The sequence below is a fragment of the Pseudomonas sp. Irchel 3E13 genome (assembly GCF_900187455.1).
Lineage (GTDB): Bacteria > Pseudomonadota > Gammaproteobacteria > Pseudomonadales > Pseudomonadaceae > Aquipseudomonas.
Genome location: NZ_FYDX01000013.1, coordinates 182,817 through 206,080, shown reverse-complemented (window position 1 = coordinate 206,080; position 23,264 = coordinate 182,817). Strand labels below are relative to the sequence as shown.

The window sequence follows — 23,264 nt, the reverse complement described above, 5'->3', positions numbered from 1 at the left end:
CCCGGTAGTTCGCTGGACTGCGACGTAGCCCGATACAGCAGGTTTATCAATAGCTTACGCGCTTCCATCATATGCCGGTGCTTTCTGAAACTTGACCCGGTTCTCCCTCGCGCCGCTCCTATCTGGCTCCTGGAATCCGGGTCGTTCCAAGGAGTCATCATGGCAAAGATCAAGCTCACCAAGACCGCCGTAGAGTCGGCGCAACCCCAGGCGAAGGACATCGAACTACGGGATACCGTCGTGCCCGGCTTCCTTTGCAAGATTACCTCGACGGGACGCCGGGTGTTCATGCTCCAGTACCGCACGAACTCTGGCCAGCCCCGCAAGCCCTCGCTGGGACTCTACGGGGAGCTAACCGTCGAACAGGCGCGGGTCAAAGCGCAGGACTGGCTGGCCGAGGTTCGCCGGGGTGGTGATCCCGGCGGTGCCAAGGCCGAGGCGCGCAAGGCGCCCACGATGGCCGAGTTGTGCAAAAAGTTCATGGAGGACTACTCCAAGAAGCGCAACAAGGTCAGCACGCAGGACGGCTACCAGGGCGTCATCGACCGCAACATCATCCCGCTGCTGGGCCGCAAGAAGGTGCATGACGTGAAGCGGCCCGACATTGCGGGGCTCATGGAAAAGCTGGCCTACAAGCCGACCGAGGCCAACAAGACCTTCGGCGTGCTGCGCAAGATGTTCAACTTGGCCGAAGTCTGGGGCTTCCGCCCGGACGGCACGAATCCGTGCCGCCACGTCCCGATGTACCCGCCGGGCAAGGAAACCCGGCTCATCGTGGACGAGGAAATGGTGCGGATCTTCCGCCAGTTGGAGAAACTGGAGGCGGAGGGGCTGGAGAACTACGTCATCCCGTTGGCGATCCGGCTGCAATTCGAGTTTGCGGCGCGGCGCTCCGAAATCTGCCCGCTCGAATGGAGCTGGCTGGACTTCGAGAACCGGCGCGTGGTGTGGCCCGACAGCAAGGTTGGCGGCATTTCCAAGCCCATGAGCGAGGAAGCCTATCGGCTGCTTTCGACGGCGCCGCGTCTGGAAGGCTGCCCTTACGTCCTGCCGTCGCCGAACGACCCGGCCAAGCACCTGACCTTTGGCGAGCACTATGGCGGCTGGTGCCGGACGCTCAAGGCCGCCAGCGTGCCGCACGTAGGCACGCACGGCATCCGTCATCGCTCGACCACCGACATTGCCAATTCCGGTGTGCCGACCAAAGTGGGAATGAAGCTGACGGGCCACAAGACCGTGGCGATGTTCATGCACTACGTCCACACCGAGGACAAGCCGGTGCGCGAGGCGGCCGAGCTGGTGGCCAGCCGCCGCCAAGCCATCACGGGCGCGCGGCAGCTTGCGGAGGCGGTGGCATGAACGGGCGCCGGCCATCAGCAGCATCGCTCGCAGCGCCCGCGGCGCTGCTGGGCGACATTCGGGCACTGATCGAGGCGGCGCGCTTGCGCGCCGCCTCGACGGTGAATAGCGAGCTTACGATGCTCTACTGGCGCATCGGCCAACGCATCCACACGCAGGTCTTGGACAGGCGCCGGGGCGCCTACGGCAAGGAAGTTCTGCCCACCTTGGCTGCGCAGTTGGTGGAGGAGTACGGCAGCAGCTTTGCAGAGCAGAACTTGCGCCGCATGGTGCAGTTCGCCGCCACCTTCCCCGACGAGCGAATTCTCGTATCACTGATACGAGAATTGAGCTGGACGCACTTCATCGCCCTGATGCCGCTGAAAGACCCGCTCCAGCGGGACTACTACGCACAGATGGCCAGCACCCAACGCTGGAGCGTGCGGACGCTGCGCGAGCGTATCGACTCGATGCTGTACGAGCGCACGGCGCTTTCCCAAAAGCCGGAAGAAACCATAGCGCAGGAGTTGGCGACCCTGCGCGATGCGCAGCGCATGTCGCCGGCCCTGGTCATGCGCGACCCGTACATCCTCGACTTCCTGGGCCTGCGGGACACTTGGCAGGAAGGCGACTTGGAAGCGGCGATCATCCGTGAAATGGAGTCCTTCCTGCTGGAGCTGGGCGCGGGCTTCTCATTCGTCGCCCGGCAGAAGCGCATTCCGATCGACGACGAGGATTTCCACCTTGACCTTCTGTTCTACAACCGCAAGCTGCGGCGGCTGGTTGCGGTGGAGTTGAAGGTAGGTGACTTCAAGGCGGCCTACAAAGGGCAGATGGAGCTTTACCTTCGGTGGCTAGACAAGCACGAACGGGAGCCGGAGGAAGCCTCGCCGCTCGGGATCATCCTTTGCACCGGCAAGAAGCGCGAGCAGATCGAATTGCTGGAGCTGGACAAGTCCGGCATCCACGTTGCCGAGTATCTGACCGCCTTGCCGCCGAGGGGCGTGCTGGTGGAGCGGCTGCAACAGGCAACGCAACGGGCGCAGTTGCAAATCGAGCAGCGCAAGACGGACAACGAGTAGTCCTGTCCCAAGCAGTCGGGCGTCCCGGCGTGCCGCCGTCGCGCTGTCGTGCTGCGCATCGAGCTTCGCTGCGCGAGTCTCGCCCCTGTCGGGCTTCCATCACTGACGCCTCCGTCCCGGCTCGTTGATCCGGGCCTGCGCGCTCCGCTTGCCAAAAATCGACTCTGTGCAGTGGGCGGGTGTGGGCGGTCTTGCTGTTCCCTTCACCGTATCACGGCGTTCTCGCCGTCAAGGGCGGCGCGCGCCATGCGCGCTTGCGTCCTGGCGGCCGTCTGCGACCCCTGACTGCTTGCGCTGCGCCGTGCTGCCGCCGGTTCCGGGCAATTCCGCCCGAGCAACCGGAGCACGATCATGTCGCAACTGTCCTTTCCCTCGTTCGATTCCTGTCTGCTGGTGCGCGACGCGCACGGGCGCTATCTACCGGCATCGGCCGACGACATTCTGGAAGCTGCGCGCCAGGTCATTGACCGGAAAATGCGGCGCGGAGCAGAGTTCACTTCGCCGGCGGCGGTCAAGGAATACTTGCGTACAAAGTTGGCCAGCTTCGAGCATGAGGTGTTCGTAGTGCTGTTCATGGATACGCGCCATCGTCTGATCGAATACAGGGAGATGTTCCACGGCACTATTGACGGTGCGTCGGTGTATCCGCGCGAAGTGGTCAAGGAGGCGCTGCGGCTCAATGCGGCGGCGGTCGTCGTTTCGCACAACCATCCGAGCGGAAACCCCGAGCCGAGCGCGGCTGACCGGGCGCTGACCCAGCGGCTCAAGGAAGCGTTGGGTCTGGTGGACGTGCGCGTGCTCGATCACATCATCGTTGCGGGCAACGAAACGGCATCGTTCGCCGAGCATGGGCTGATCTAGCCCAAGGGGCTTCGGCCCCTTTTTGCTGCGCCTGGTGGCATAGCTATGGCCCTCGCGGCCTGATGCTCAGGCCGTCGCAACCTGAATCATCTCGTCGTAATGTTTCTTGTCCACCTCTTCCAGCCACTGGAAGATGTTCCCGATGACGCTGTGGCTTTCGCCTGCCAAGTTTTCTGCGGATTCCTCTGTTATCTCAATAACGTCGCTATGTGAATACTTATTGATAAAGCGGTAGATTTTTTCTTTAAGCTCTGGTGTCGTGATGGTGCAATCTTTTAGGCCAGCCTCCATCAATTGACTAATGTCGCTTCGACGCCTTGGATATTTGAAGGTGAAAAACGATTCAACAAGCTTTCGGGCGAGGTTGGCGGTCAAGAACGCCTCATCTCGATTGAGTGTTGTGTGCGCCCTATATTCGTAGAGCTTCTTGAAGATATAGTGGTACTCGGAACCGTAGTTCTTGAGTGAGTCGTCGGCATCCACAAGTAGGGAGTGACGAGGGGAGCCAGGTGGCGCATCCAGGCGATAAAAGAAGCAATTCTCGGCGTTGCCTTTTTTGACTCGATTCCTATTGGTGCCAGTGAACCAGTCTCTCACTAGCTTAAAGTAAGTGAAGTTGTGAGTCAGCACAAAAAGTTGCTTGGCTTCAGTGCATTGCGTTCTCAAAAACGAGTAGGCGTGAAACAAGTGATTAGAATCAAAGCTTGAGACCGGATCGTCAACGACGACGATCGTATCCTTGATGTTATTTCCATTTTCTTTGAGCTTCGTGATGAAATAGACAAATGCAATCGCAGTTTTCTCACCTTCGCTCAAATTCCCATCGTGCTCACCAACCCCGTTTCTGATGATCTCATAGCCTTTCTTCTTCTGATTGAAGTTCAGGCAAAGCTCAGAGCGGCCAATGAAGCGATGCAGGATGTCATTGAACTCCTTTGCCCCGACCGTTTCATTCGAGAGCGCCGCTTCTATGGCTCCGACCTCTAGACTAATTTTTTCAATTTCCTTATGGTCGTTCTTTGCTTCTGACTCAAGGTCATTGCACTTCTTCTCACTTCCAGCATAGTCAAACTCTTGCACCTCAGCCGCAGCAAAGTGAAGCTCCAGTGCCACCTTGCTTTTTGAGGTCTCAGATTTGAAATTTGAAGTCTTATTGTTGTGCTTTCCAACGAGAGCAACAATCGATTTCAGGATGTCATTGAAATTGGTGACATCGTCTTCAACCACATCCGAGATCTGAATGTCTGTCTTCCCAGGGTCTGTGATCTTGGCCTTCAGGGCTTCCCGCCAGGCGTCGATTTGCTGGTCGATCTTTTCAGCAGCAGTTGCGTAGTCCTTTTGAAGCTTCTCTGCCTCGGCCGATAGTTCTTTATAAAACTCGGTCGATGCGGGAAACTGATTAGCTGGAGCGCCTTGAGATTCAATCCATGTCGCCGCGTTCTGAAGTCGGCTCTGAAACTCCGTGAACTCCTTGCTGAAGTGGGCAGCAAGCGCCTCGGCACGAAGCTGGGCGAACGGAGAGCCGCAGAACTCGCAGGATTGCGAGTCGTGGTTTTTATGGATTTCCAAGCCTGCTTGAACCCATTCGCGGATTTCCGGGTTATCGGTCAGCCGCTGGATTGCTTGATTGACCGCCGTAGTCCCAATCAAATCTCTGATGCGGCCCGCCGCTTTCTTAAAGTAGTCCGGCTCAATGGCCGTTGAGGCGAAAGCAATGCTTGGAAGCTGATCTGGCTTGGCGGCATTCGTAAGGTCGATAACCCTCTCATCTGGAAGAACCGACTCCGCCTTGATAATTGTCTCGCCGTTATTCTGTATGAAGTTGAAGAGCTTGCGGCGGTCGTAATTCAAGTAATAACTGTCGCTCGTATCAATCGCCTGAAGTCCAAGCTTCATTTTCTTGGCAGCATTGGTCAGGAACTTCTCTAATGCCTCACGCTGCTTCTTGATATCGCTTTGCTTGTCGTCGTGAGCCTTCTTTTTCGACTGAAGCTCGCTCTTCAGCTTCTCCAGCTTCTGCAAGTCATCAATCTTCTCTTTCGCAATAAGAAGGATGCTCTTTACGGATTTGTCCCAATCAATGTTCTCATGCACGAAGCGTTGATTGAAAACATGAATATTCAATTGGGATGAGTGGAGTGTGGATTCCGTGATCGTTGAGCCATCCTCCAGAACTACTGAAAATTGGCCCGTGCTGAAGCGGGGAACCATCGAGCGAAGCTCAAAGCAAGAGAATAGATTCGATAACGTTGACTTGCCTGTTCCATTCCAACCATAGACCAGGTTGTACCGGCCGAACTTTTGGATCTTCGTTCCATTGAAGTCGCTGAAGATTCCGAACTGTTTGAGGCGGTTGATGCAGACAATCATCTCTATATCTCCGTGTTCTTGCTTTCCCATCATTTGCTTGCGAAACAAATGGTAAACGAAGAGTCCTCTTGCGTCTCCGCTTCGCGGATCGCGCTGCTCCAGGTTCGCTAGTCGCTCATCCCTGGCGGGACTGGCTTCGCCAGCCTTCCGCATCGCTGACGCCTACGGCCCGGCTTCCAGCTTCGGGCCTGCGCGCTTCGCTTGCGTGCGGTCAGCACAAAGGGATGGCCGTTGCCTTGTCCAGCCGTCTCCCCTGACTTCATCACCTTACCCGCGACCGTAGCCCGCGACCGTGTGCCGTCAAGGCGCGCAGGGCCGTGTCCTCGGCTGCGCCTGCGGGCCGCACCAACCCTGCGCTTGGCTCCTTGACGGCCCCCGTCCGCGCGCTCCTTTGGGCGCGGGCGATGAACTCAGGAAAGACGGTGGCAACAGGGCCAACCGGGTTCCTCGTGCCGACCGCACCAAACAGCCGAAAGGCTGGGCTCCGAATCTAGAAATCCGGTGTGCGGTGTGAACAGCAAACCTCTTTTGTCAGGAGAAAGACCATGCAACTCGCATCCCGTTTCGCTTTCCGCTCCCCCTCGCTGCGCAGCGATTACCCGCTGTCCGACGACCAGATTCACCGCGTGGCCCCGTCCATCTTCGCGGATGCCCCGCACGAGAGCCGTTCGCAGCGGTACGCCTATATCCCCACCGCCGCCGTGCTGACCGAGCTTCGCAAAGAAGGCTTCCAGCCTTTCATGGTGACGCAAACCCGCGTGCGCGACGAAGGCAAGCGCGAGCACACCAAACACATGATTCGCTTGCGCCATGCCAGCCAGATCAACGGCGCGGAGGCCAACGAAATCGTGCTGCTGAACTCGCACGACGGCACCAGCAGCTATCAGATGCTGGCCGGAATGTTCCGGTTCGTGTGCAGCAATGGCCTTGTCTGCGGCAACACCGTGGCCGATGTGCGAGTGCCCCATAAAGGCGACGTGGCCGGTCTGGTCATTGAGGGGGCTTACGAAGTCTTGAGCGGTTTCGATCGGGTGAAGGAATCGCGCGATGCCATGCGCGGCATCACCTTGGACGATGGCGAATCCGAAGTGTTCGCCCGCGCCGCGCTCGCCCTCAAGTACGACGACCCCGACAAGCCCGCGCCCATCACGGAATCGCAAATCCTGATGCCGCGCCGCTTCGACGACCGCCGCCCCGACCTGTGGAGCGTGTTCAACCGCACCCAAGAAAACCTGACCCAAGGCGGGCTGCGTGGCCGCAGCGCCAACGGGCGCCGACAGCAAACCCGCCCGGTGCAGGGCATCGACCAAAACATCCGACTAAATCGCGCCCTCTGGCTGCTGGCCGATGGCATGCGCCAGTTGAAAGCCTGAATCCCCACGCGGCAGGGGCAGGCAGCAGCCCTTGTCGCTTTCTTCGCTGCTGCATCCCTGAACCGATAGGAGTTATCACCATGAACGCCGTTACCCAAACCGAAGCCCGCGCCATCAACACCGCCGCCGCTATCCCGCTGGAAGCCGCTGATCCGACCAAGAACCTGATTCTGGTTCCGCTGTCGCGGCTGGTGTCGCGTCCCACTGGCCGCAACGTGCGCAAGACCCCGCGCATGTCCATTCCCGAACTCGCCGCCAGCATCCAGCGTGTCGGCCTGCTGCAAAACCTCATCGTGATTGCCGCCGCCGATGGCGAGCATTACGAGGTCGTGGCCGGTGACCGTCGCCTCGCAGCGTTGAAGCTGCTGGCGAAAAAGCACCGCATTAGCAAGGAATGGGAGGTGCCTTGCCTGCTGGTGGCCGATGGCACCGCCCGCACGGCCAGCCTCACCGAGAACGTGCAGCGCGAAGCCATGCACCCCGCCGACCAGTTCGAGGCGTTCGCCGCGCTCGTGGCCGAAGGCCGCAGCATCGAGGACATTGCAGCGGATTTCAGCGTCACGCCGCTGGTGGTGCAGCGCCGTCTGAAACTCGCCAACGTGTCGCCGCGCCTGCTGGCCGACTACCGGGCCGAGGCCGTGAGCCTTGACCAGTTGATGGCCCTCGCCATCACCGACGACCATGCTGCGCAGGAAGCCGCGTTCTACGATGCGCCCACATGGCAGCGCGGCCCGCACAACCTGCGCGACCGCCTGACCGAACGCGAAATCGACGCCTACCGGCATCCGCTGGTGCGCTTTGTCGGGCTGGACGGCTACGAGCAGGAAGGCGGTGGCATCCGCCGCGACCTGTTCGCGGAGGGCGACAAAGGCGTGTATCTGACCGATGCCGCACTGCTGGAACGGCTGGCGCAGGACAAGCTGGCAGGTATCGCCGCCAAGGTGCAGGCCGAGGGCTGGGCGTGGGTGGATGCCACGCCGGGCATGACCCATGCCGATCTGCAAGCCTTCCAGCGTGCGCCAAGGGAACGCCGCAGTCCGAACAAGCGCGACGCGCAGCGCATCGAGAAGCTGCAAACCAAGCTGCACGAACTGGCCGAGGCGGTGGATGCCGCGCTGGACGACGAGGACGAGGAAAAGGCCGATGCCTTGCAGGAAGAAGGCGAACGCCTGGGCGAGCAGTTGCAGGCGCTGGAAGATGGCTTGCTGGACTATGCGGCCAACGTGAAGGCCGCAGCCGGTGCCATTGTCACCATCGACCGCGACGGGCAGGCCGCGATTCATCGCGGGCTGCTGCGCGAAGCGGAGGCCAAGGCACTGCGCACGCTGGAGCGGCTGCGGCAGGGTTTCGGCAGCGAAGGCGAAGCCGCGAACGAGGACGCAGGCGAGGACGACGAGCAGCCCAAGACCGCCGCCATGTCTGACCGACTGGCGCAGCGGTTGAGCGCGCACCGTACCGCTGCGCTGCAAATCGAAGTTGCACGGCATCCGCAAGCAGCGCTGGCCGCCGTGGTGCATGGCATGGTGCAGACCGTCTTGCAGGAAAGGCACTACGGGCACGACCTGCCGCTGGGTGTGCGCCTCACGGTGCAAGACCGGCTGGAAGGCATGGCCCCGGACTGGCCGGAATCACCCGCCGCCGTGGCGCTGCGCGAACTGCAACAGGTGGCAGGCGAAACCTTGCCGGAGGACAGCGCCGAACTGTTCGCCGCGCTGCTGGCGAAATCACAGGATGAACTGGTGCGGCTGTTGGCCGTGTGCTTAGCTTCCACGGTGGACGTGGTGACGCCTCGCGCCACGCCGCACCAGCCCGGCGCGGAACTGGCGCAGGCCGTGGGGCTGGATATGGCCGCGTGGTGGCAGCCCACCAATGAGGGTTACTTCCGGCATGTGCCGAAGGCCGCGATTCTGGAAGCCGTTGGCGGGTTCGCGCCCTCGCACGTCACCCGACTGGCGAAGTTGAAGAAGGGCGACATTGCCAGCGAAGCCGAACGGCTGGCCGCTGGCACCGGCTGGATGCCCGCCATCTTCCGCTCCGAAGGCCCGCAGCAGACCGGGCAGGACGCGCCGGCGGATGGCGAAGCCGAAGCACAGGAAGAAGTGGCCGCCGTGGCGGATGACCAGCCGCAGGCCGAGGCTTTGGCCGCGTGACTTCGCACCGTAGATAGCGCCCCGGTTCCGGCCGGGGCGCTTCATGTTGAGGATGCCTGCCATGACCCACCAACCCGCAAACCGCCCCCGCATAGCTGCGACCTATGCCTCCGGCACGGTGCGCGCCCGCCGCTGGCACGGCGACGGCGACGTGCGCGGCTACCGTCCGCCGCGTGGCTGGACGGCCCGCGCCGACCTGACCGATCTGCATCCCCTCACGGGCCGCGCCTTGCCGCGCGCCGTGTGGTGGATCATCGAAACCAAGGAATAACGAGCCGCACCGGCCCCAAGCCGTGCCGCCTTGGGGCCGGTGGTCGAAAACTCCGGGCGCGGCGGTGGCCGCGCCCGGTTTCACTGCTCAAAGCCAAAACGCCCCATCGCCGCCTTCGGACAGGCGGCGATGGGGCCACGCACAAGGGCGCTCGTGCGCGAAATCCACGAAGCCAGCAAGTGTGGCGGCGCATCGCGCCGCCAACGATTCGACCGAGCCCCGCCGCAATGGGCGGGGCTGGTGTGGCTACGCCCCGGCTTGCTGCGGCAGGTTGCACGAAAGCGTGCCGTCCCCGACGCTGGCGGTTCGTTGTCTGTACGTCACGAAAGACGGTTCACCGACACGCCGCCCAGCCTCGCTTCTATGGAGCTTCCACACCACGCCTCAGTATGTGGCCGTGAGCTGCGGCAGGGGCGCTCTGGCCTTGTCGTCGGGGCATTGACCTGGCCCGCGTCAGGGCGCAAGCCGGTGCAGCCGTCACGCGGGGATGCCGAGTTGGCCACGTCTCCATTCGGGAGCGGGCGGCCTGTGCGTCCTTGTCTTGTTGTGAATCCTGGCGGTGGCGCGGCTGCGCCTTGTGCTTGATGGCCGCAACCTTGCAGCGAAAACAATTTCCCCTGCGCTGCGCGCATTCCTCGCGGGACAAATTCTTTTCGCTTCCAGGTTCTCCACGTTGTTGCGACCGCTGTGCGGTGCGACCAGCCCATCCCCCGCCGGCCGGATCACAACAAGGACGCACTGGCGCGACCTTGTTCAACCCGAAAGGAGAAACATCATGGCTAACATCGGCACCTTCACCGCAGAGAAAGACGGCTTCACCGGCACGCTTCGCACCCTGACGCTCAACGTCAAGGTCAAGCTGGTTCCCAACGACAAGGGCGACACCGAGAACGCCCCCGACTTCCACCTGCAAGCGGCTGGCCACGAAGTCGGCGCAGCGTGGAAGAAGACCAGCGAGGCCGGGCGGGAATACCTGTCCGTATCCATCGACGACCCTTCGTTCCCGGCGACGGTCTATGCCCGCCTGATCGAGAACGAGGACGGCACGCACGACCTGATCTGGTCGCGCAACAAGCCGAAGGCGGCCTGACAGCCGCTTACCGCGTCCCGCCCACTGCGGCGGGGCGCGATGCTGCTGATCGCAGCACCGCACGCGCAGGATTTCTGCTGCTGCCGCGTGCTGGATACGCCCGTCACGGCGGGCCTGCATGCGTGCCTTGTGGCTCGCAATCCGTGTCAACGAGCGGTGTGTGGCGTGTCGGCGCTGTAAGCGCCGCCGGGCTTTCGGGCTTCGCCCCGTGCCGGCAAGCCGTCACGGCCATCCGGCTTCAATCCCTCACGCCTTCGCGCCTGCGGCGCTGCGCGCTCCGCTTGCTGCAATTCAGTACCACACGCCAACGCGCTAAGGCGTGTCGGGCTCTTCCAATATCGCCCTGAGTTCCTGGCGCACCTGTGCCAGCAATTCATCAGCTTCGCGGGTGCTGTCACCGGCATAAGCCAATGTGAGCAGCGTGAGCGGATGCACTTCCATGACCTCGCACAGATCGGCCAGCTTCTGGATGGTTGGGCTTTTCAGGTCGCGCTCCAGCGTGCTCATGTAGGTGCGACTGGACACGTTGGAGAACGCTTCCTGGCTCAAACCACGCGCCTTCCTTACCGTCCGAATCGCCGCTGCCAATGAGTTCTTCGCTGCCACCTATGGTTTCCCCAAAAAACCAAGATGACAGCCCATTGCGCCCTATAGGACTACAATCTATAGTGTTCATTTGGTGGTGATGTTTTCCTTTTCCGTGCTTTTACGGAGATCCGCATCTGCGGATTTCCTCAGACCCAGGGAACCGCATCCGTGTCTTTCCTGACTTCCACCAATACGCCTTCGTGCCTCTCCGCTTTTGCGGCTTCGTGCGCTTGCGCATACGTGCATCCGTCCGCAGGCACAGATGCGCCTCGGCGATTGCGTGTGTTCGTGGAAGGGGCGCGGCCTTGACCACGCTTGTCACCGAGGAAGACCGGGTGCACCTACTGGCCCACGGCCTCACCCGCGCCGCAGGCCAGGAATGTGACCCGCTGCCCGTGGTGCGCCTGTTCACACCGGACGCACATGCGACCTGGCTATTGGCCGCGCTCGATCCGACCGATGGCGATACGGCCTACGGCCTGATCGACCTCGGGATCGGGATGCCTGCCCTGGCGACGGTGAAGCTGTCCGATCTGGCGTCCATCGTCGGGCCGCTCAAGCAGCCCGTGATACGAGATCGGTATTTCCAGCCGACGCGGCCGCTGTCGGAATACGTTCGACTGGCTCAGGAAAACGGTTCGATCACCGATTGACGCATTCCAGCGCGACCAGGCAAAAAGTATCGCATTGTGACTATTTCGGTCTTAGCCAAGACCTGGCAAGTCTTGATCCGCATGCTTGCACCAGGGTGGTGCGCTCCTGACCAAAACAGTCATGATGCCAGGCGCGAGATTCGGCACGGTGTTCAATGCTGCACCCCATTTCCGGGCGGTGCAGTCGTCGCATTTAGACGATTTCGGCAATGCACTGGAGCGAATCTGTCTTGACACCAGCAGTTAAAGCGTAACCCGAGTTTGATGACCACTTGATGGCGATTCGATAGCTCCCGCACAGCGGAATTGTGGCGACGTTCCCAGAAACAGGGAGGTTTCGCCATGACTGACCGCAGCAGCCAACACTGGTATCCCACGGCCGCGTATCTCTACACGCTGCACCTCGATGGCCCAGCGCTGGCTTGGGAGTATTTGCGCAGGAATCCAAGCTACCGGCGCGACTGGCTACGCCGGCGTCGCAAGCCTGATGCGGCGCAGGCCTGGGGCCTGCGCCTGCTGGAAGATCCCGGCCTGGATGCGCGCGACGCACATCCTGCTTGGTTCCCCGATCACGATGCCGTGGTGCAGCTATACCCCGACGCCGACCCACCACCCGATGCGCATACCTTCGAGTTCTGGCGCATTCCTGGGCGCAAGCAACTGACCCACGACGGCAAGCGCCTGGTGCTCGTATCGCATTGGCCAGGCTGCTGCGTTCGGCTGGCACTCGCACCCGACCTGGAAGATGGTTCGGCCTATCTCTACGCCACACGCGCCTGCGCCACGCCCTGTGCGCGCTACCGCACGCTCGCTGCGAAGCTGGATGCGCTATCTGCCGCAACCGTGGCCACGCCTGTGGCAACAGCCCGCTCCCGCCCCACGCCCGCCGCGCTGCTGGAACTGCATACCTTGCAAGCGCTCGACGCGACCCTCGCGGGAGCCTCCTTGCGCGAGGTGGGCGAAGGTCTGTTCGGCGCGGATGCCGTCGCGGCCGACTGGCACAAAGACAGTGCATTGCGTGCCCGCGTACGGCGGCTGGTACGCCGCGGCGATGAGCTGATGCACGGCGGCTACCGCCGACTAGCGCAGCTTCCAATGTTCCCGTCGCATTAGGGGGGACGTTTCTCGACCCGTGCGAATCGTCCCTTAGCAAGAAGCCTTGCTTTCTTGAGAGTGCCTCTATCCGGCCGCGTGGTGTGGCCGGGCTTGATGGAGGTACATCCCATGCGACCTGCTCCCTCGCGGCCTGCCGCCGCTGCCGTCACTGCGACCTCGCAGCCTCAACGCTACCTGACAAACGACGAAGCCGCCGACTACCTGCGGCTGTCGCCGCGCACGCTGGAGAAGCAGCGGGTGATCGGCGGCGGCCCCAAGTTCCGCAAGTTCGGCCGCCGCGTCATGTACGCGGTGTCCGACCTCGATGCCTGGGCCGACCAGCGCAGCTACGAGGCCACGTCCGATCCCGAATACGCCGAGCGCCACGCGGGCGACTACCGTGATGGCCGCTGATCGTCGGCGCGTGGGTGGCCTTCGCCATGTCCAGCCCGCCAGGGCAAGCCTTGCCGCAGCGCGAACAGCTCGATCTGTTCCGCGCGCTGCCGGGCGACATGGCGCCACGCGATTCCCAGGACTTGATGGCCTTTCCGTTCTTCTCGCTTGCCAAGTCGCGGCGCACGGCGCCGATCGACTTCCGCAGCGGGAACGTCACCATTCGCGTGGAAGGCACGCAGGAGCACGGCATCGCAACGATATGGGATGCCGACGTGCTGATATGGGCCGCCTCGCAGATCGTGGAGGCGCGCGACGCGGGCCTGCGCCCGTCGCGCTGGATACGCGCCACGCCTTACGAGATTTTGCGCTTCATCGGGCGCGGCACGTCCCTCAACGACTACCAGCGCCTGAAGGCCGCCCTCGACCGGCTGCAATCGACCACGGTGGCCACGTCCATCCGCGAAACCACGGGAAGGCGCTTGCATCGCTTCTCGTGGATCAACGAGTGGAAGGAACTCGCCGACGCCAGCGGCACCCCGCTGGGCATCGAGCTGATCTTGCCGGACTGGTTCTATGCCGGCGTGCTCGACGCCGCCCTGGTGCTGACCATCGACCCGGCCTATTTCCGCTTGAAGGGCGGTATCGAACGCTGGCTGTACCGCCTGGTGCGCAAGCATGGCGGGCGGCAGGAGCACGGCTGGCAATTCGACTTCCGACACCTGTACCGCAAATCCGGCAGCGCGGCCCGCTTCTCGGACTTCGCCTACGACGTGCGCGCCCTGGTGGCGCGGCAGTCGTTGCCCGGCTACGTCCTCGGCATCGAGCGGATGCCGGACGACAACACCGAGCTGCTGACCTTCCGGCCCGTGCCGCACGCGGCACGGGGATAACTGCGGGAGAACCTGTGGACGGCCTCGTGCTATCAGGAGTACCGGGTATCGTGCTATCAGGAGTACGACCCTCGTGCTATCAGGAGTACGAAAACGCCGGAAAGCCAACAACGGCGCGGGTTTGCGTTCCCTCTAACTTACCTAACAAGAAATACATAACTTTTAGTAGAAGCGCGCCGTTTCGGTGGACAACCACGAAACGGCACGGCCAGGCCGGCTTTCCAGCTCGGAGGGCCGCGCCATGATCTTCGCGTTTCTCAACCAGAAAGGCGGCGTCGGCAAGACCACGCTCGCCACGCACATCGCCGGCGAACTGGCGATGCGCGGCCTGCATGTCATCCTGCTGGATGCCGACCCGCAGGGGTCATCGCTCGACTGGACGCAGCGGCGTAGCCAGCAGGGCCTGCCCCGTCTGTTCAGCGCCGTGGGCCTTGCCCGCGAAACGCTGCATCAGGAAGCGCCAGAACTCGCCAGGCGGGCCGATCACATCATCATCGACGGCCCGCCGCGCATCGCCGCCCTCGCGCGTTCCGCGCTGCTGGCGGCCGAGCGCGTGCTGATCCCCGTGCAGCCCAGCCCCTACGACGTATGGGCTTCTGCCGAGATGGTCGCACTGATCCGCGAAGCACAGGTGTTCCGGCCAGCGCTGCGCGCGGCCTTCGTCATCAACCGGCGCGTCAGCACCACCATCATCGGCAGGGAGGCACGGCAATCGCTGGCCGAACAGCCGCTGCCCGCGCTGCGCTCGGAGATCCACCAGCGCATCGTCTTTGCCGACAGCGTAGCCGCTGGCCGGCTCGCCCGCGAAACCGCGCCCGACAGCGCCGCTGCCCGCGAGATCGCCGCGCTCACCGACGAACTGCTGCGGTGGCCGACATGACTGGGAAGCCACCACCACGCAGCAAGCGCGTCGGCATCGGTGCGCGTCCCCCAGCGAATCCGCACGCCGAAGCGTGGATTCGCCAGGGCGACGCAGATGCCGTGCAGAAAGGCGACCTCTACACCGCTCGACTGACGCTCGACATCACGCCCGCCATGCGGGCGCGCATCAAGGTGTCGGCCTTCACGCGAGGCGTGACCGTAGCCGAACTGCTGCGCGACCTGCTGGAGCGGGAGTTTCCCCCGGAGGGCACGCCGTGAACGCATCCGCTTCGACCGCCCACACCCCCAAAGCAAGTGCGCCCACGGCTGCGCCGCCGCCGGCGCCTTCGACACTCGCCGGCCAGGCCGGCAACGTGCCGCTGACGCGCGTGGCGCTGGCCTACATCGAACCGCGCTTCAAGCTCTACCTGCGCTTCGGCGAACCGGCGCGCACGCTCCAGCTCGACCGCTGGCGGCGCTGCGCCGTGTTCCTGCCGAACGCGGTTCTGTGCCGCATCCGTTGGCAGGCCAACGACTACGGCACGATCCGCTGGCAGCTCATGGTGATGCAGACCGCCACGCCGCTGGACGCCGTGCAGCGCATCCCCGGCGTGCAGCCGGGCGCGCGTCTGCTGCTGCACGCCGAAGGCGATGCCAACGTGCGCGCCGTGCTGGAACGCATCGACGGCATCGAGGCGCTGGGCATCGCAGCCGCAGACACATCGCCCGCGTACTGGCGCACGCTCGCGAACCGGCTCGCAGCGCGCTCGGCGCTACCCACATACACCGCAGAACGGCACGCCGCCTGGCTGGCCGGGAGGGCATTGCCATGACCACGATTTCCACGACCGGCCCCGTGCCGCATCCTCGCTCGCGCCTGCGCGCTCGCCTCGTGCTGGCAGGCTTCGCCACCGTCGGCCTCGCTGCGCTGGCCTGGGCGGCGTTCGTGCAGCCCCTGCCGCGAATGGCCTACAACCCGTCCGACAGCGTGGCGGTCGGTTGGTATCGCATCGAACCGTTCGACCCGCGCACCGCCTCGCGGCCACGTCCGCTGTCCGTGGACAGCATCGTGCTGATGCCGCTGCCCGACAGGGCCGCCATGCTGGCTGCGCAGCGCGGCTACCTGCCGACCCGCGTTCCGCTGCTCAAACGTGTGGGCGCAGTCGCGCCACAACACGTTTGCATCGTCGCCGGCCAGGTTCGCATCGACGGCGTGCCGGTGGCCGCCGCCCTGCCTGCCGACCGGCTGGGCCGGCCGCTGCCATCCTTGCAGCTTTGCCGCCGTCTCCAACCGGGCGAACTGTTCCTGTTGAGCGCGACCAACCCGGCGTCGTTCGACAGCCGCTATTTCGGGCCGGTCAGCGCGTTCGCCGTGATCGGCGTTGCGCATCCGATCTGGCTGGAGACACGTCCATGATGGCCGCCGATTCGCTGCACTTTGCCGCGCCTCTCATCGTGCCATCGGGCATGTCGTTCTACTGTTCGTCGCCGTGTCGTCGCGCGTGCAGTGCGGGTGCATTCGCACCGCACTTCGCGCTGCCTTCGGCGCAGCCGCCCAACGTGCAGGCGTCTTGCCTCGAACGCGCCTGGCCTGCGGCCATTGGCGTGTTCGCCGGCGGGCTGGCTGCTCGTGCAGCAGCGCCGCCGGGCCGCCGATGCCCGGAGCGGGAGCGAGGGGCAAAGGCGGAAGGCAAGACAAAAGGGTTCGGCACTCTGCCGCCCGCAAAGCCAGTCTGCACGTGGGGGTGGCGCGGCACGGCGCGGCTTCGCCGCCGTGCCGCGTGGGGCGCGAGGCACGCGCCGATGCAGGCATGTCCGCGTGCTTCGCACGCTCGGACACGCCGGAGCTTGCAGGGAGCACAGCCATGACCGACCGCGGCGACCATGATTTCTGGGTGCGCCCTGGCGCGCCGAAGAACCGAGGCAAAGGCCAGGGCCAGAGCTTCGTTTCCAAGGTGCTCAAGCAGGCTGGCAAGGCCAGCGGCGGCAAGTCGGCGGTGCGCCGTCCTACCGCTGGCGGGAGCGGCCAGCACGCCGGCCAGCGGCCCGGCTCACGGCTTGGACGCGGCCATACGGCGGCGCGCTTCGCAGGCGCAAAGCTGACCCCTATGTCACGGCGCGTGACCATCAAGACGCTGCTGGTCAACCAGCGCAACGCCAGTCCGCAGTCGCTCGCCAAGCACCTGCGCTACATCGAGCGCGACGGTGCCGGCCGGAACGGCGAGCCGGGCCGTGCCTACGGGCCGCAGACCGACGAAGCCGACCTCGATGCCTTCAAGGAACGCTGCCAGGACGACCGACATCATTTCCGCTTCATCGTCTCACCTGAAGACAGTGCGGAGCTGGACGACCTGCGCACCTACACCCGGCACCTGATGAACCGGATGGAGGCCGACCTGGGGACGCGGCTGGATTGGGTGGCGGTCGATCACTGGAACACCGACAACCCGCACACGCACCTGATCGTGCGCGGACGCGACGATACCGGCAAAGACCTCATCATCGCGGGCGACTACATCGCCCACGGCTTCCGCCATCGCGCCGCCGAGCTGGCGACGGAATGGCTGGGGCCGCGCACCGAACTGGAGATCCAGCAGACCTTGCAGCGCGAGGTGGAGCAAGAGCGGTGGACGAGCCTCGACCGCACGTTGCAGCGCGAGGCCGGCGAGGATGGCCGGGTGCAGATCGAACGCTTCAACGAACCCCGGCTGCAACGCCAGCGCCTGCTGCTGATCGGCCGCCTGCAACACTTGCAGCGCCTGGGCCTGGCCGACGAGGTGCAGCCCGGCACCTGGGCCGTCCATGCGGACGCGGAGAAGACCTTGCGTGCCCTGGGCGAGCGTGGCGACATCATCCGAACGATGCAGCGGGCCATGAGCGGCAAGCCTCGCGAGCTGGCGGTGTTCGAGCCGGGCGACGACGGCCGCACTATCGTCGGTCGCGTGGCTGCTAAGGGTCTGGCCGACGAGCTGCACGACCGCGGCTATCTGGTCATCGACGGGTTGGACGGCAAAGCCCACTACGTCGCGTTGGACGCCCGCGACGAGCTGGCGAACTATCCCATCGGCGCGGTGGTGGAGGTACGCGGTTCCGCCGAGGTGCGGGCGGCCGACAAGAACATCGCCACGCTGGCGAGCAATGGCCTGTACCGCACCGATCACCACCTGGCGATCGAGCAAGGCCGAGCCAAGCCCGGCCGCGACCCGCAAGAGGCTGTGGCGGCCCATATCCGCCGGCTGGAAGCCCTACGGCGGGCCGGCATCGTGGAGCGCGTGGCCGAGGGGTTATGGAAGGTGCCGGACGACTTGGCCGAGCGTGGCCGCCAGTACGACGCGCAGCGGCTGGGCGGCGTGGCGGTCGAACTGAAATCGCATCTGCCGATTGAACGGCAGGCCCGCGTCATCGGCGCGACCTGGCTGGATCAGCAGTTGATCGGCGGCGGCAAGGGACTGGGCGACCTGGGCTTTGGCGGCGATGCTAGGCAAGCCTTGCAGCAGCGCGCCGACTTCCTCGAAGAACAGGGGCTGGCCCAGCGGCGCGGGCAGCGGCTGATTCTCTCCCGGAATCTGCTGGAAACGCTGCGCAATCGGGAGCTGGCGCAGGCCGCCCAGCACATTGCCGCCGATAGCGGATTGGAGCATCGGCACGTCACAGACGGGCAGCGCGTAGCCGGCATCTACCGGCGCTCGGTCATGCTCGCCAGCGGTCGCTATGCGCTGCTCGATGACGGCATGGGATTCAGTCTGGTGCCTTGGCGGCCGATAATCGAGCCACGACTGGGGCAGCAGATCGCCGCGACTGTACGCGGCGGCGGTGTGTCATGGGAGGTTGGACGGCAAAGAGGTCCTGGGATTGGATCGGGGCCGTAGGCTGTCGTACCGAGTTAAGGTGTCGAGCAGCGTTTTGGCCCTAGCTTCTGTGCTCCGTTAAGACGACTAGTCTGTGCTTATCGACGACGCTGTGGGTGCATGGTTGCTTGCCAATTCCGGTGCAACTCGCAAACGCGCTGCCCCGACCTGAACTGCCCATTCAACGATCTGCCCGGCCAATATATCCGTGGCGACACCGAACGCCCTCACCACATCGGCCTCTCGCTTGCTGCCTGTGGCTTGGATTGCTTCGAAGCGTCTACTGGCAATAGCAGTCCGTTTGGCCGGATCGACCAGTTGCACATCGAGCCGAACCGCGGCGATCGCTTCAGTGCCGCGGTATTCGAGCTGGAACGCCCGCAGCGTACTGCGCAACTCCATATCGGCGCTCATTGGGGTGCTATCGGTAATCACGGAAGTCGACCGCCCATCGCGCATGAAGGCTTCGACGATTCGGTCACGCAGCAGCACCGGTGCGGGGTCGGCCCAACGCACTCCTTGCCAAGCCGACAAGCGACCATCGGGCTGCGCAATGAACAGCCGCTCCGAATCCAGGACGCGACTACTCTCAGGGGCGTAGACGCGCAGCGCCCCGGGTCCCGGAACGGCGCGCGGCGTACTCTCCGCCTGGGCGATGTGATAGTCGGGCAATTTGTAGGTGACCATTGGAGCTGCTTTGGGAAGCACACTGCACGCGGACAAGCCGAGTACTAGCGTCATAGTCACGGCAGCGACGGGAATCATCCTGGCGGAAGTGTTCACGGCTTGGTTTCCTCAATGTTCTCTCCACCGAGCAGGTATTGCGCCGGATTGCGATCCAGTCGGCGCAGCACGGTGTTTAGATTGGCCAGCGCCTGCTGGAGTTCGTGCATGGCAGGACCTGTGGCGGCCAAGCCCTGGTTCAGCGATTCCTGATTGTTTTGCAGTAGCGTCTCAACCCTGAAAGCGGCGCGTTCGAGGGATGCCGTTGCATCACGCGTGTTCACCATGATTTGCTTACCATCGTTATTTAGTAGCAGGTTGGCATCGCGAAGAGTGCTATTTGCTTGGCGCACGGCAGCTGTCGATTCTCTGCTTGCTTCGGTCAGATTGCTGATTAACGTCGCGATCTCGGCCCTCTGGTCAGCGACCGCGCCCGTGGTCTGTTCAAGATTCACCAGACTGCGGTGCACAAGAGCCAAATTCTCCTTCGACAGTAACTCCTGCGTGCGCAGCAAGATGCCGTTGAGTGTCGTCATGCTGTTCCCCTCACCGGAGACCAGGGATGCCATCGCCGAACGTGGTGCGAGGATCAACGGTTCCTCGTCCTCTCTCCGATCCAGCAATGGCACGTTTGGCCCACCGTCGCTCAACTCGATCACCGCGTTGCCGGTAATTCCCGTGATGACCAATTCAGCGCGGGTATCCTGCCGGACCGGGATGGTGGCATTGATGCGTACGCGCGCTATCGCCCGCCTTGGGTCTCGCGGTGAAAGAGAAAGTGCAACGACTTCGCCAATCGTGATTCCGCTGTACTGAACCTGGCTGCCGGGCGTAAGCCCGGTCACTGGCTCATCGAACATAATCCGGTAATACTGGTAATCGTGGTCGGAACGTGTGTCGCTGAGCCAAAGCGCGAAGCCAATACCAATCGCACCGAGCAGCACGACGAACAGACCAATGAATACATGATGGGCACGTGGTTCCATGATCAGACCACCTCGTTCTCAGAGTTTAAATATTGCGTGCGCCCAGCCCAATGCGTGCGCGACGGAAGAATGATGCAGATGCGGAGGGGTTTCATGGCTGCGTCTCTTGGCTGGAAGCACCAGTGGCCTGTGCGGCCGCACGGCCACGGGGGCCGTGAAAGTATTCCTGTATCCACGGGTGCTTGAAGCGCTCGACTGCCTCGATGCCGTCGTTGATGAGTACCTTCTGGTTCGCCAGGACCGCGACACGGTCGCATATGGTGTACAGCGTATCGAGGTCGTGGGTTACCAGAAACACCGTGAGGCCCAGTGCATTGCGCAGGGTCAGAATCAATTGGTCGAAAGATGCAGCCCCGATTGGATCCAGTCCTGCGGTGGGTTCGTCAAGAAACAGGATGTTCGCATCAAGCGCCAAGGCTCTCGCCAGTGCTGCTCGTTTCACCATGCCTCCGGACAACGAGGCCGGATACTTGTCTCCCGCTCCGGCAGGCAACCCCACCAAGCCCAGCTTGCTTCTTGCCAAACGCTCGGCAAGAGGCCGCGCCAGACCGACATGCTCGATCAAAGGAAGAGCGACGTTCTCCAAGACGGTCAGCGATGAATACAACGCGCCCTTCTGGAACAGAATGCCGAACCTTCGCTCCATACGCGCGCGCGCAAGCCATTGGGCTCGCAGTAGGTCGCGCCCCCCGATACGGACCACGCCCGAATGCGGCTTCTGCAGCCCGACGACGCTACGCAAGAGCACGGATTTCCCGGTGCCTGACCCTCCCACCACGCCAAGGATTTCCCCGCGCCGCACGTCCAGGTCTAGGTCCTGATGGACCTGCTGGGTTCCAAACCTGTTGTCCAGGCCGCGCACTTCAATAGCGTGTCGCACACCGTTGTCGGTGTCTTGCTTCACCGCGCTCACCAGCCCATCTCCATGAAGAACAGTGCAGCGATGGCGTCTATCAGGATCACCATGAAGATTGATTGCACGACACTAGACGTCGTGTGGTCGCCTACCGACTCAGCGCTACCGGCGACCTTGAACCCTTCATGGCAGCCGATAGCGGCGATCATCACCGCGAAGAGCGGGGACTTGCTCATTCCGACAAGAAAATGGCGCACCTCGATTTTTTCCTGCACGATGGCGAGGAACTGTGCGGGAGGAATTTCCAAGCTCAGTGCGCATACGGTGGCGCCGCCCGCAATGCCAGCCAAGATGCCTACTAAGGTGAGCAGTGGCAAGGACACAAGAAGCGCCAGCACGCGTGGCAGCACCAGTAACTCGATGGGGTCGAGCGCGTTGGAGCGAAGCGCATCGATCTCTTCATTTGCCTTCATCGAACCGATTTGGGCGGTGTACGCGCTTGCGGTACGGCCTGCAATCAATATGGCCGGGAGCAGCACTCCGAACTCGCGCATGAACGAGAAGGCGACCAGATGCACCGAGAAGATGCTCGCACCGAAGTTGGCCAGCACCGTTGCTCCCAGGAACGCCACCACCATTCCTACCATGAAGCTCAGTAGCGCCACGATGGGAATGGCGTCCACCGCTGATCGCTGGATTTGAGCGATCACCGAGGTCGCGCGCCAGCGACGCGGGTGACGAACGGTACGGCTCCATGTTTCGATGATCTGGCCCACGAACCCGGCCAGACCAAGACACGCACGACAGCCCTGTTCCAAGGTCAGGCCTATGCGTCCCAGACCGCGGAGCAGAGGATTCCCGCTCACCGCTGCTTTCTCCGTCTTCTGCTGATCGGTAGCAGCGGCGGCCAGCGCTCTCATTAGGGCGAGGCGATCCGAGGACAGATTTGGAGCTGCCTCCGGCCGGTCGAGTATCGAGTCTGGCCCGAGAATTTCCACCAGCAGAGCCGCGCCGGCGGTGTCCAGTCTCTGGACTTGCGTCCAGTCGAGTAAGGGAGTGGCGTACCCCTCGGCATGACTGATGCGGGCGGCGGACACGGATTTTGCCAGACTGGCGTAGTGCTCTATCGTCCAGTCGCCACCCGCCAGCCATTTGTGATCACCGCCGACCATGGCATCCTGCCGGAGCCAAGCCTGTGAAGCGTTGCTCATGGCTGCGTGTCCCGCCAAGCGCTGTCGATGCGCTCGATGCAGTTCGTGATCGCCGCTTTGGCATGACCCAGCAATGTGTACGAACCGGCGAACTCTTTAATGACGTTGCCGCGCTCGAAGCAACTGGCGGCAGCAACCCGGCGTCCCGTCCTTAAATCGACTGCTTCGAACTCTAGGCTGGCACCACCCGTCGTCACGGGTCCAACCAGCAGGGTCGTCATTGCATTGACTGCCCGATTCGGTGTCTGCAGTTCGGTGACCGCTACACGCACCCGAACCTGTCCCGCGCCACCTGGGGGGGCGGGACTTTTGCCTTCCTGGCGTTTCAGTTCGCTCGTCACATGGTCTAGCACTTCGCGCTGCTGCGCGTCATCGAGCCCATCGATGCGACCCGAGGCGGTCTTGATCTGCGCTTCTTCCACCACGACAGCGGCATAACGCTTGGGCTCGAATCCCGCTGCGCGGTACATCAGTACGTTCTCGTATCGTGTCGGCGATAACTTCTCGTAGTCGCCGAGAAATCCGGAGCGCGTCATGCTGTTGGTCGCGCATCCAGAGAGCGCGCCTGCTACGCAAAAAAAGATGCCGCCGCGGATCAATGCAGTTTTGCTCTTCATAATGG

23 protein-coding genes are annotated in these 23,264 nt (G+C 63.1%); 16 read left to right on the top strand and 7 right to left on the bottom strand.

Annotated features, from left to right (window positions below):
- Positions 1-159 precede the first annotated feature (159 nt).
- The 3 genes from CKW37_RS23035 (at position 160) to radC (ending at position 3,281) form a co-directional block, all read left to right on the top strand.
- Entirely contained in the window at positions 160-1,359 is a 1,200-nt protein-coding gene (locus CKW37_RS23035) for a site-specific integrase (RefSeq protein WP_001062689.1), read from the top strand.
- On the top strand, positions 1,356-2,420 hold the full coding sequence (locus CKW37_RS23030) for a YhcG family protein (protein ID WP_003092331.1): 1,065 nt from the start codon (positions 1,356-1,358) through the stop codon (positions 2,418-2,420). The genes CKW37_RS23035 and CKW37_RS23030 overlap by 4 nt, the downstream gene beginning before the upstream one ends.
- 351 nt (positions 2,421-2,771) lie before the next feature.
- Positions 2,772-3,281 (top strand): DNA repair protein RadC, encoded by a 510-nt coding sequence (gene radC / locus CKW37_RS23025; RefSeq protein ID WP_003092330.1) that lies wholly within the window; start codon positions 2,772-2,774, stop codon positions 3,279-3,281.
- 66 nt (positions 3,282-3,347) lie between these two features.
- Here the strand turns inward: radC and CKW37_RS23020 are convergent, their stop codons facing one another.
- Positions 3,348-5,804, bottom strand: coding sequence for an AAA family ATPase (locus CKW37_RS23020; protein WP_001223964.1), 2,457 nt, complete (start codon positions 5,802-5,804; stop codon positions 3,348-3,350).
- A 392-nt stretch (positions 5,805-6,196) separates the two neighbouring features.
- Between CKW37_RS23020 and CKW37_RS23015 the strand changes: the two genes are divergently transcribed.
- From CKW37_RS23015 to CKW37_RS22990, 4 genes are all read left to right on the top strand, one after another.
- Positions 6,197-7,024, top strand: a complete 828-nt coding sequence (locus CKW37_RS23015) for a DUF932 domain-containing protein (protein ID WP_003092327.1) — start codon at positions 6,197-6,199, stop codon at positions 7,022-7,024.
- An 80-nt stretch (positions 7,025-7,104) separates the two neighbouring features.
- Positions 7,105-9,174 (top strand): ParB/RepB/Spo0J family partition protein, encoded by a 2,070-nt coding sequence (locus CKW37_RS23010; protein WP_000994919.1) that lies wholly within the window; start codon positions 7,105-7,107, stop codon positions 9,172-9,174.
- 61 nt (positions 9,175-9,235) lie between these two features.
- Entirely contained in the window at positions 9,236-9,445 is a 210-nt protein-coding gene (locus CKW37_RS23005) for a hypothetical protein (RefSeq protein ID WP_022580212.1), read from the top strand.
- A gap of 775 nt (positions 9,446-10,220) precedes the next feature.
- A complete protein-coding gene (locus CKW37_RS22990) occupies positions 10,221-10,535 on the top strand; it encodes a DUF736 domain-containing protein (protein ID WP_001273857.1) in 315 nt (104 codons plus the stop codon).
- Positions 10,536-10,847: 312 nt separating this feature from the next.
- On the opposite strand, the gene CKW37_RS22985 is transcribed toward CKW37_RS22990, so the two are convergent.
- Positions 10,848-11,141, bottom strand: a complete 294-nt coding sequence (locus CKW37_RS22985; RefSeq protein ID WP_006379425.1) for a helix-turn-helix domain-containing protein — start codon at positions 11,139-11,141, stop codon at positions 10,848-10,850.
- 287 nt (positions 11,142-11,428) lie between these two features.
- Between CKW37_RS22985 and CKW37_RS22980 the strand changes: the two genes are divergently transcribed.
- From CKW37_RS22980 to CKW37_RS22930, 9 genes are all read left to right on the top strand, one after another.
- On the top strand, positions 11,429-11,776 hold the full coding sequence (locus CKW37_RS22980) for a DUF2958 domain-containing protein (protein WP_016487838.1): 348 nt from the start codon (positions 11,429-11,431) through the stop codon (positions 11,774-11,776).
- A gap of 342 nt (positions 11,777-12,118) precedes the next feature.
- Positions 12,119-12,889, top strand: a complete 771-nt coding sequence (locus CKW37_RS22975; RefSeq protein ID WP_003092318.1) for a DUF2285 domain-containing protein — start codon at positions 12,119-12,121, stop codon at positions 12,887-12,889.
- Positions 12,890-13,000: 111 nt separating this feature from the next.
- Positions 13,001-13,285, top strand: a complete 285-nt coding sequence (locus CKW37_RS22970) for an AlpA family transcriptional regulator (RefSeq protein WP_001247107.1) — start codon at positions 13,001-13,003, stop codon at positions 13,283-13,285.
- 26 nt (positions 13,286-13,311) lie between these two features.
- Complete coding sequence (locus tag CKW37_RS22965; RefSeq protein WP_022652188.1) at positions 13,312-14,157, top strand: replication initiator protein A; 846 nt, start codon at positions 13,312-13,314, stop codon at positions 14,155-14,157.
- A gap of 241 nt (positions 14,158-14,398) precedes the next feature.
- Positions 14,399-15,037, top strand: coding sequence for a ParA family partition ATPase (parA, locus tag CKW37_RS22955; protein ID WP_003092312.1), 639 nt, complete (start codon positions 14,399-14,401; stop codon positions 15,035-15,037).
- The gene (locus CKW37_RS22950) at positions 15,034-15,297 is read left to right on the top strand and encodes a hypothetical protein (RefSeq protein WP_000147048.1); all 264 of its coding nucleotides are present in this window, start codon (positions 15,034-15,036) and stop codon (positions 15,295-15,297) included. Before parA ends, CKW37_RS22950 begins: the two co-directional genes overlap by 4 nt.
- Entirely contained in the window at positions 15,294-15,851 is a 558-nt protein-coding gene (locus tag CKW37_RS22945) for a DUF2840 domain-containing protein (protein WP_023093372.1), read from the top strand. The genes CKW37_RS22950 and CKW37_RS22945 overlap by 4 nt, the downstream gene beginning before the upstream one ends.
- A complete protein-coding gene (locus CKW37_RS22940) occupies positions 15,848-16,435 on the top strand; it encodes a S26 family signal peptidase (protein ID WP_003092304.1) in 588 nt (195 codons plus the stop codon). Before CKW37_RS22945 ends, CKW37_RS22940 begins: the two co-directional genes overlap by 4 nt.
- Positions 16,436-16,883: 448 nt before the next feature.
- Entirely contained in the window at positions 16,884-18,887 is a 2,004-nt protein-coding gene (locus CKW37_RS22930) for a relaxase/mobilization nuclease and DUF3363 domain-containing protein (protein ID WP_000132148.1), read from the top strand.
- A 66-nt stretch (positions 18,888-18,953) separates the two neighbouring features.
- Here CKW37_RS22930 and CKW37_RS22925 read toward each other — a convergent pair whose 3' ends face one another.
- The 5 genes from CKW37_RS22925 to CKW37_RS22905 all read right to left on the bottom strand — a co-directional run bounded on the left by CKW37_RS22925 (position 18,954) and on the right by CKW37_RS22905 (position 23,259).
- On the bottom strand, positions 18,954-19,553 hold the full coding sequence (locus tag CKW37_RS22925; protein ID WP_256587840.1) for an ABC-type transport auxiliary lipoprotein family protein: 600 nt from the start codon (positions 19,551-19,553) through the stop codon (positions 18,954-18,956).
- Positions 19,554-19,645: 92 nt separating this feature from the next.
- A complete protein-coding gene (locus tag CKW37_RS22920) occupies positions 19,646-20,575 on the bottom strand; it encodes an MlaD family protein (protein WP_000433686.1) in 930 nt (309 codons plus the stop codon).
- Positions 20,576-20,666: 91 nt separating this feature from the next.
- Positions 20,667-21,479 carry an ABC transporter ATP-binding protein gene (locus tag CKW37_RS22915; protein ID WP_024944155.1) on the bottom strand — a complete coding sequence of 271 codons (813 nt, stop codon included), beginning with the start codon at positions 21,477-21,479 and terminating at the stop codon, positions 20,667-20,669.
- Positions 21,480-21,484: 5 nt separating this feature from the next.
- The gene (locus CKW37_RS22910) at positions 21,485-22,642 is read right to left on the bottom strand and encodes an ABC transporter permease (RefSeq protein ID WP_000063629.1); all 1,158 of its coding nucleotides are present in this window, start codon (positions 22,640-22,642) and stop codon (positions 21,485-21,487) included.
- Entirely contained in the window at positions 22,639-23,259 is a 621-nt protein-coding gene (locus CKW37_RS22905) for a DUF3313 family protein (RefSeq protein WP_000837791.1), read from the bottom strand. The genes CKW37_RS22910 and CKW37_RS22905 overlap by 4 nt, the downstream gene beginning before the upstream one ends.
- Between the last annotated feature and the right edge of the window lie 5 nt (positions 23,260-23,264).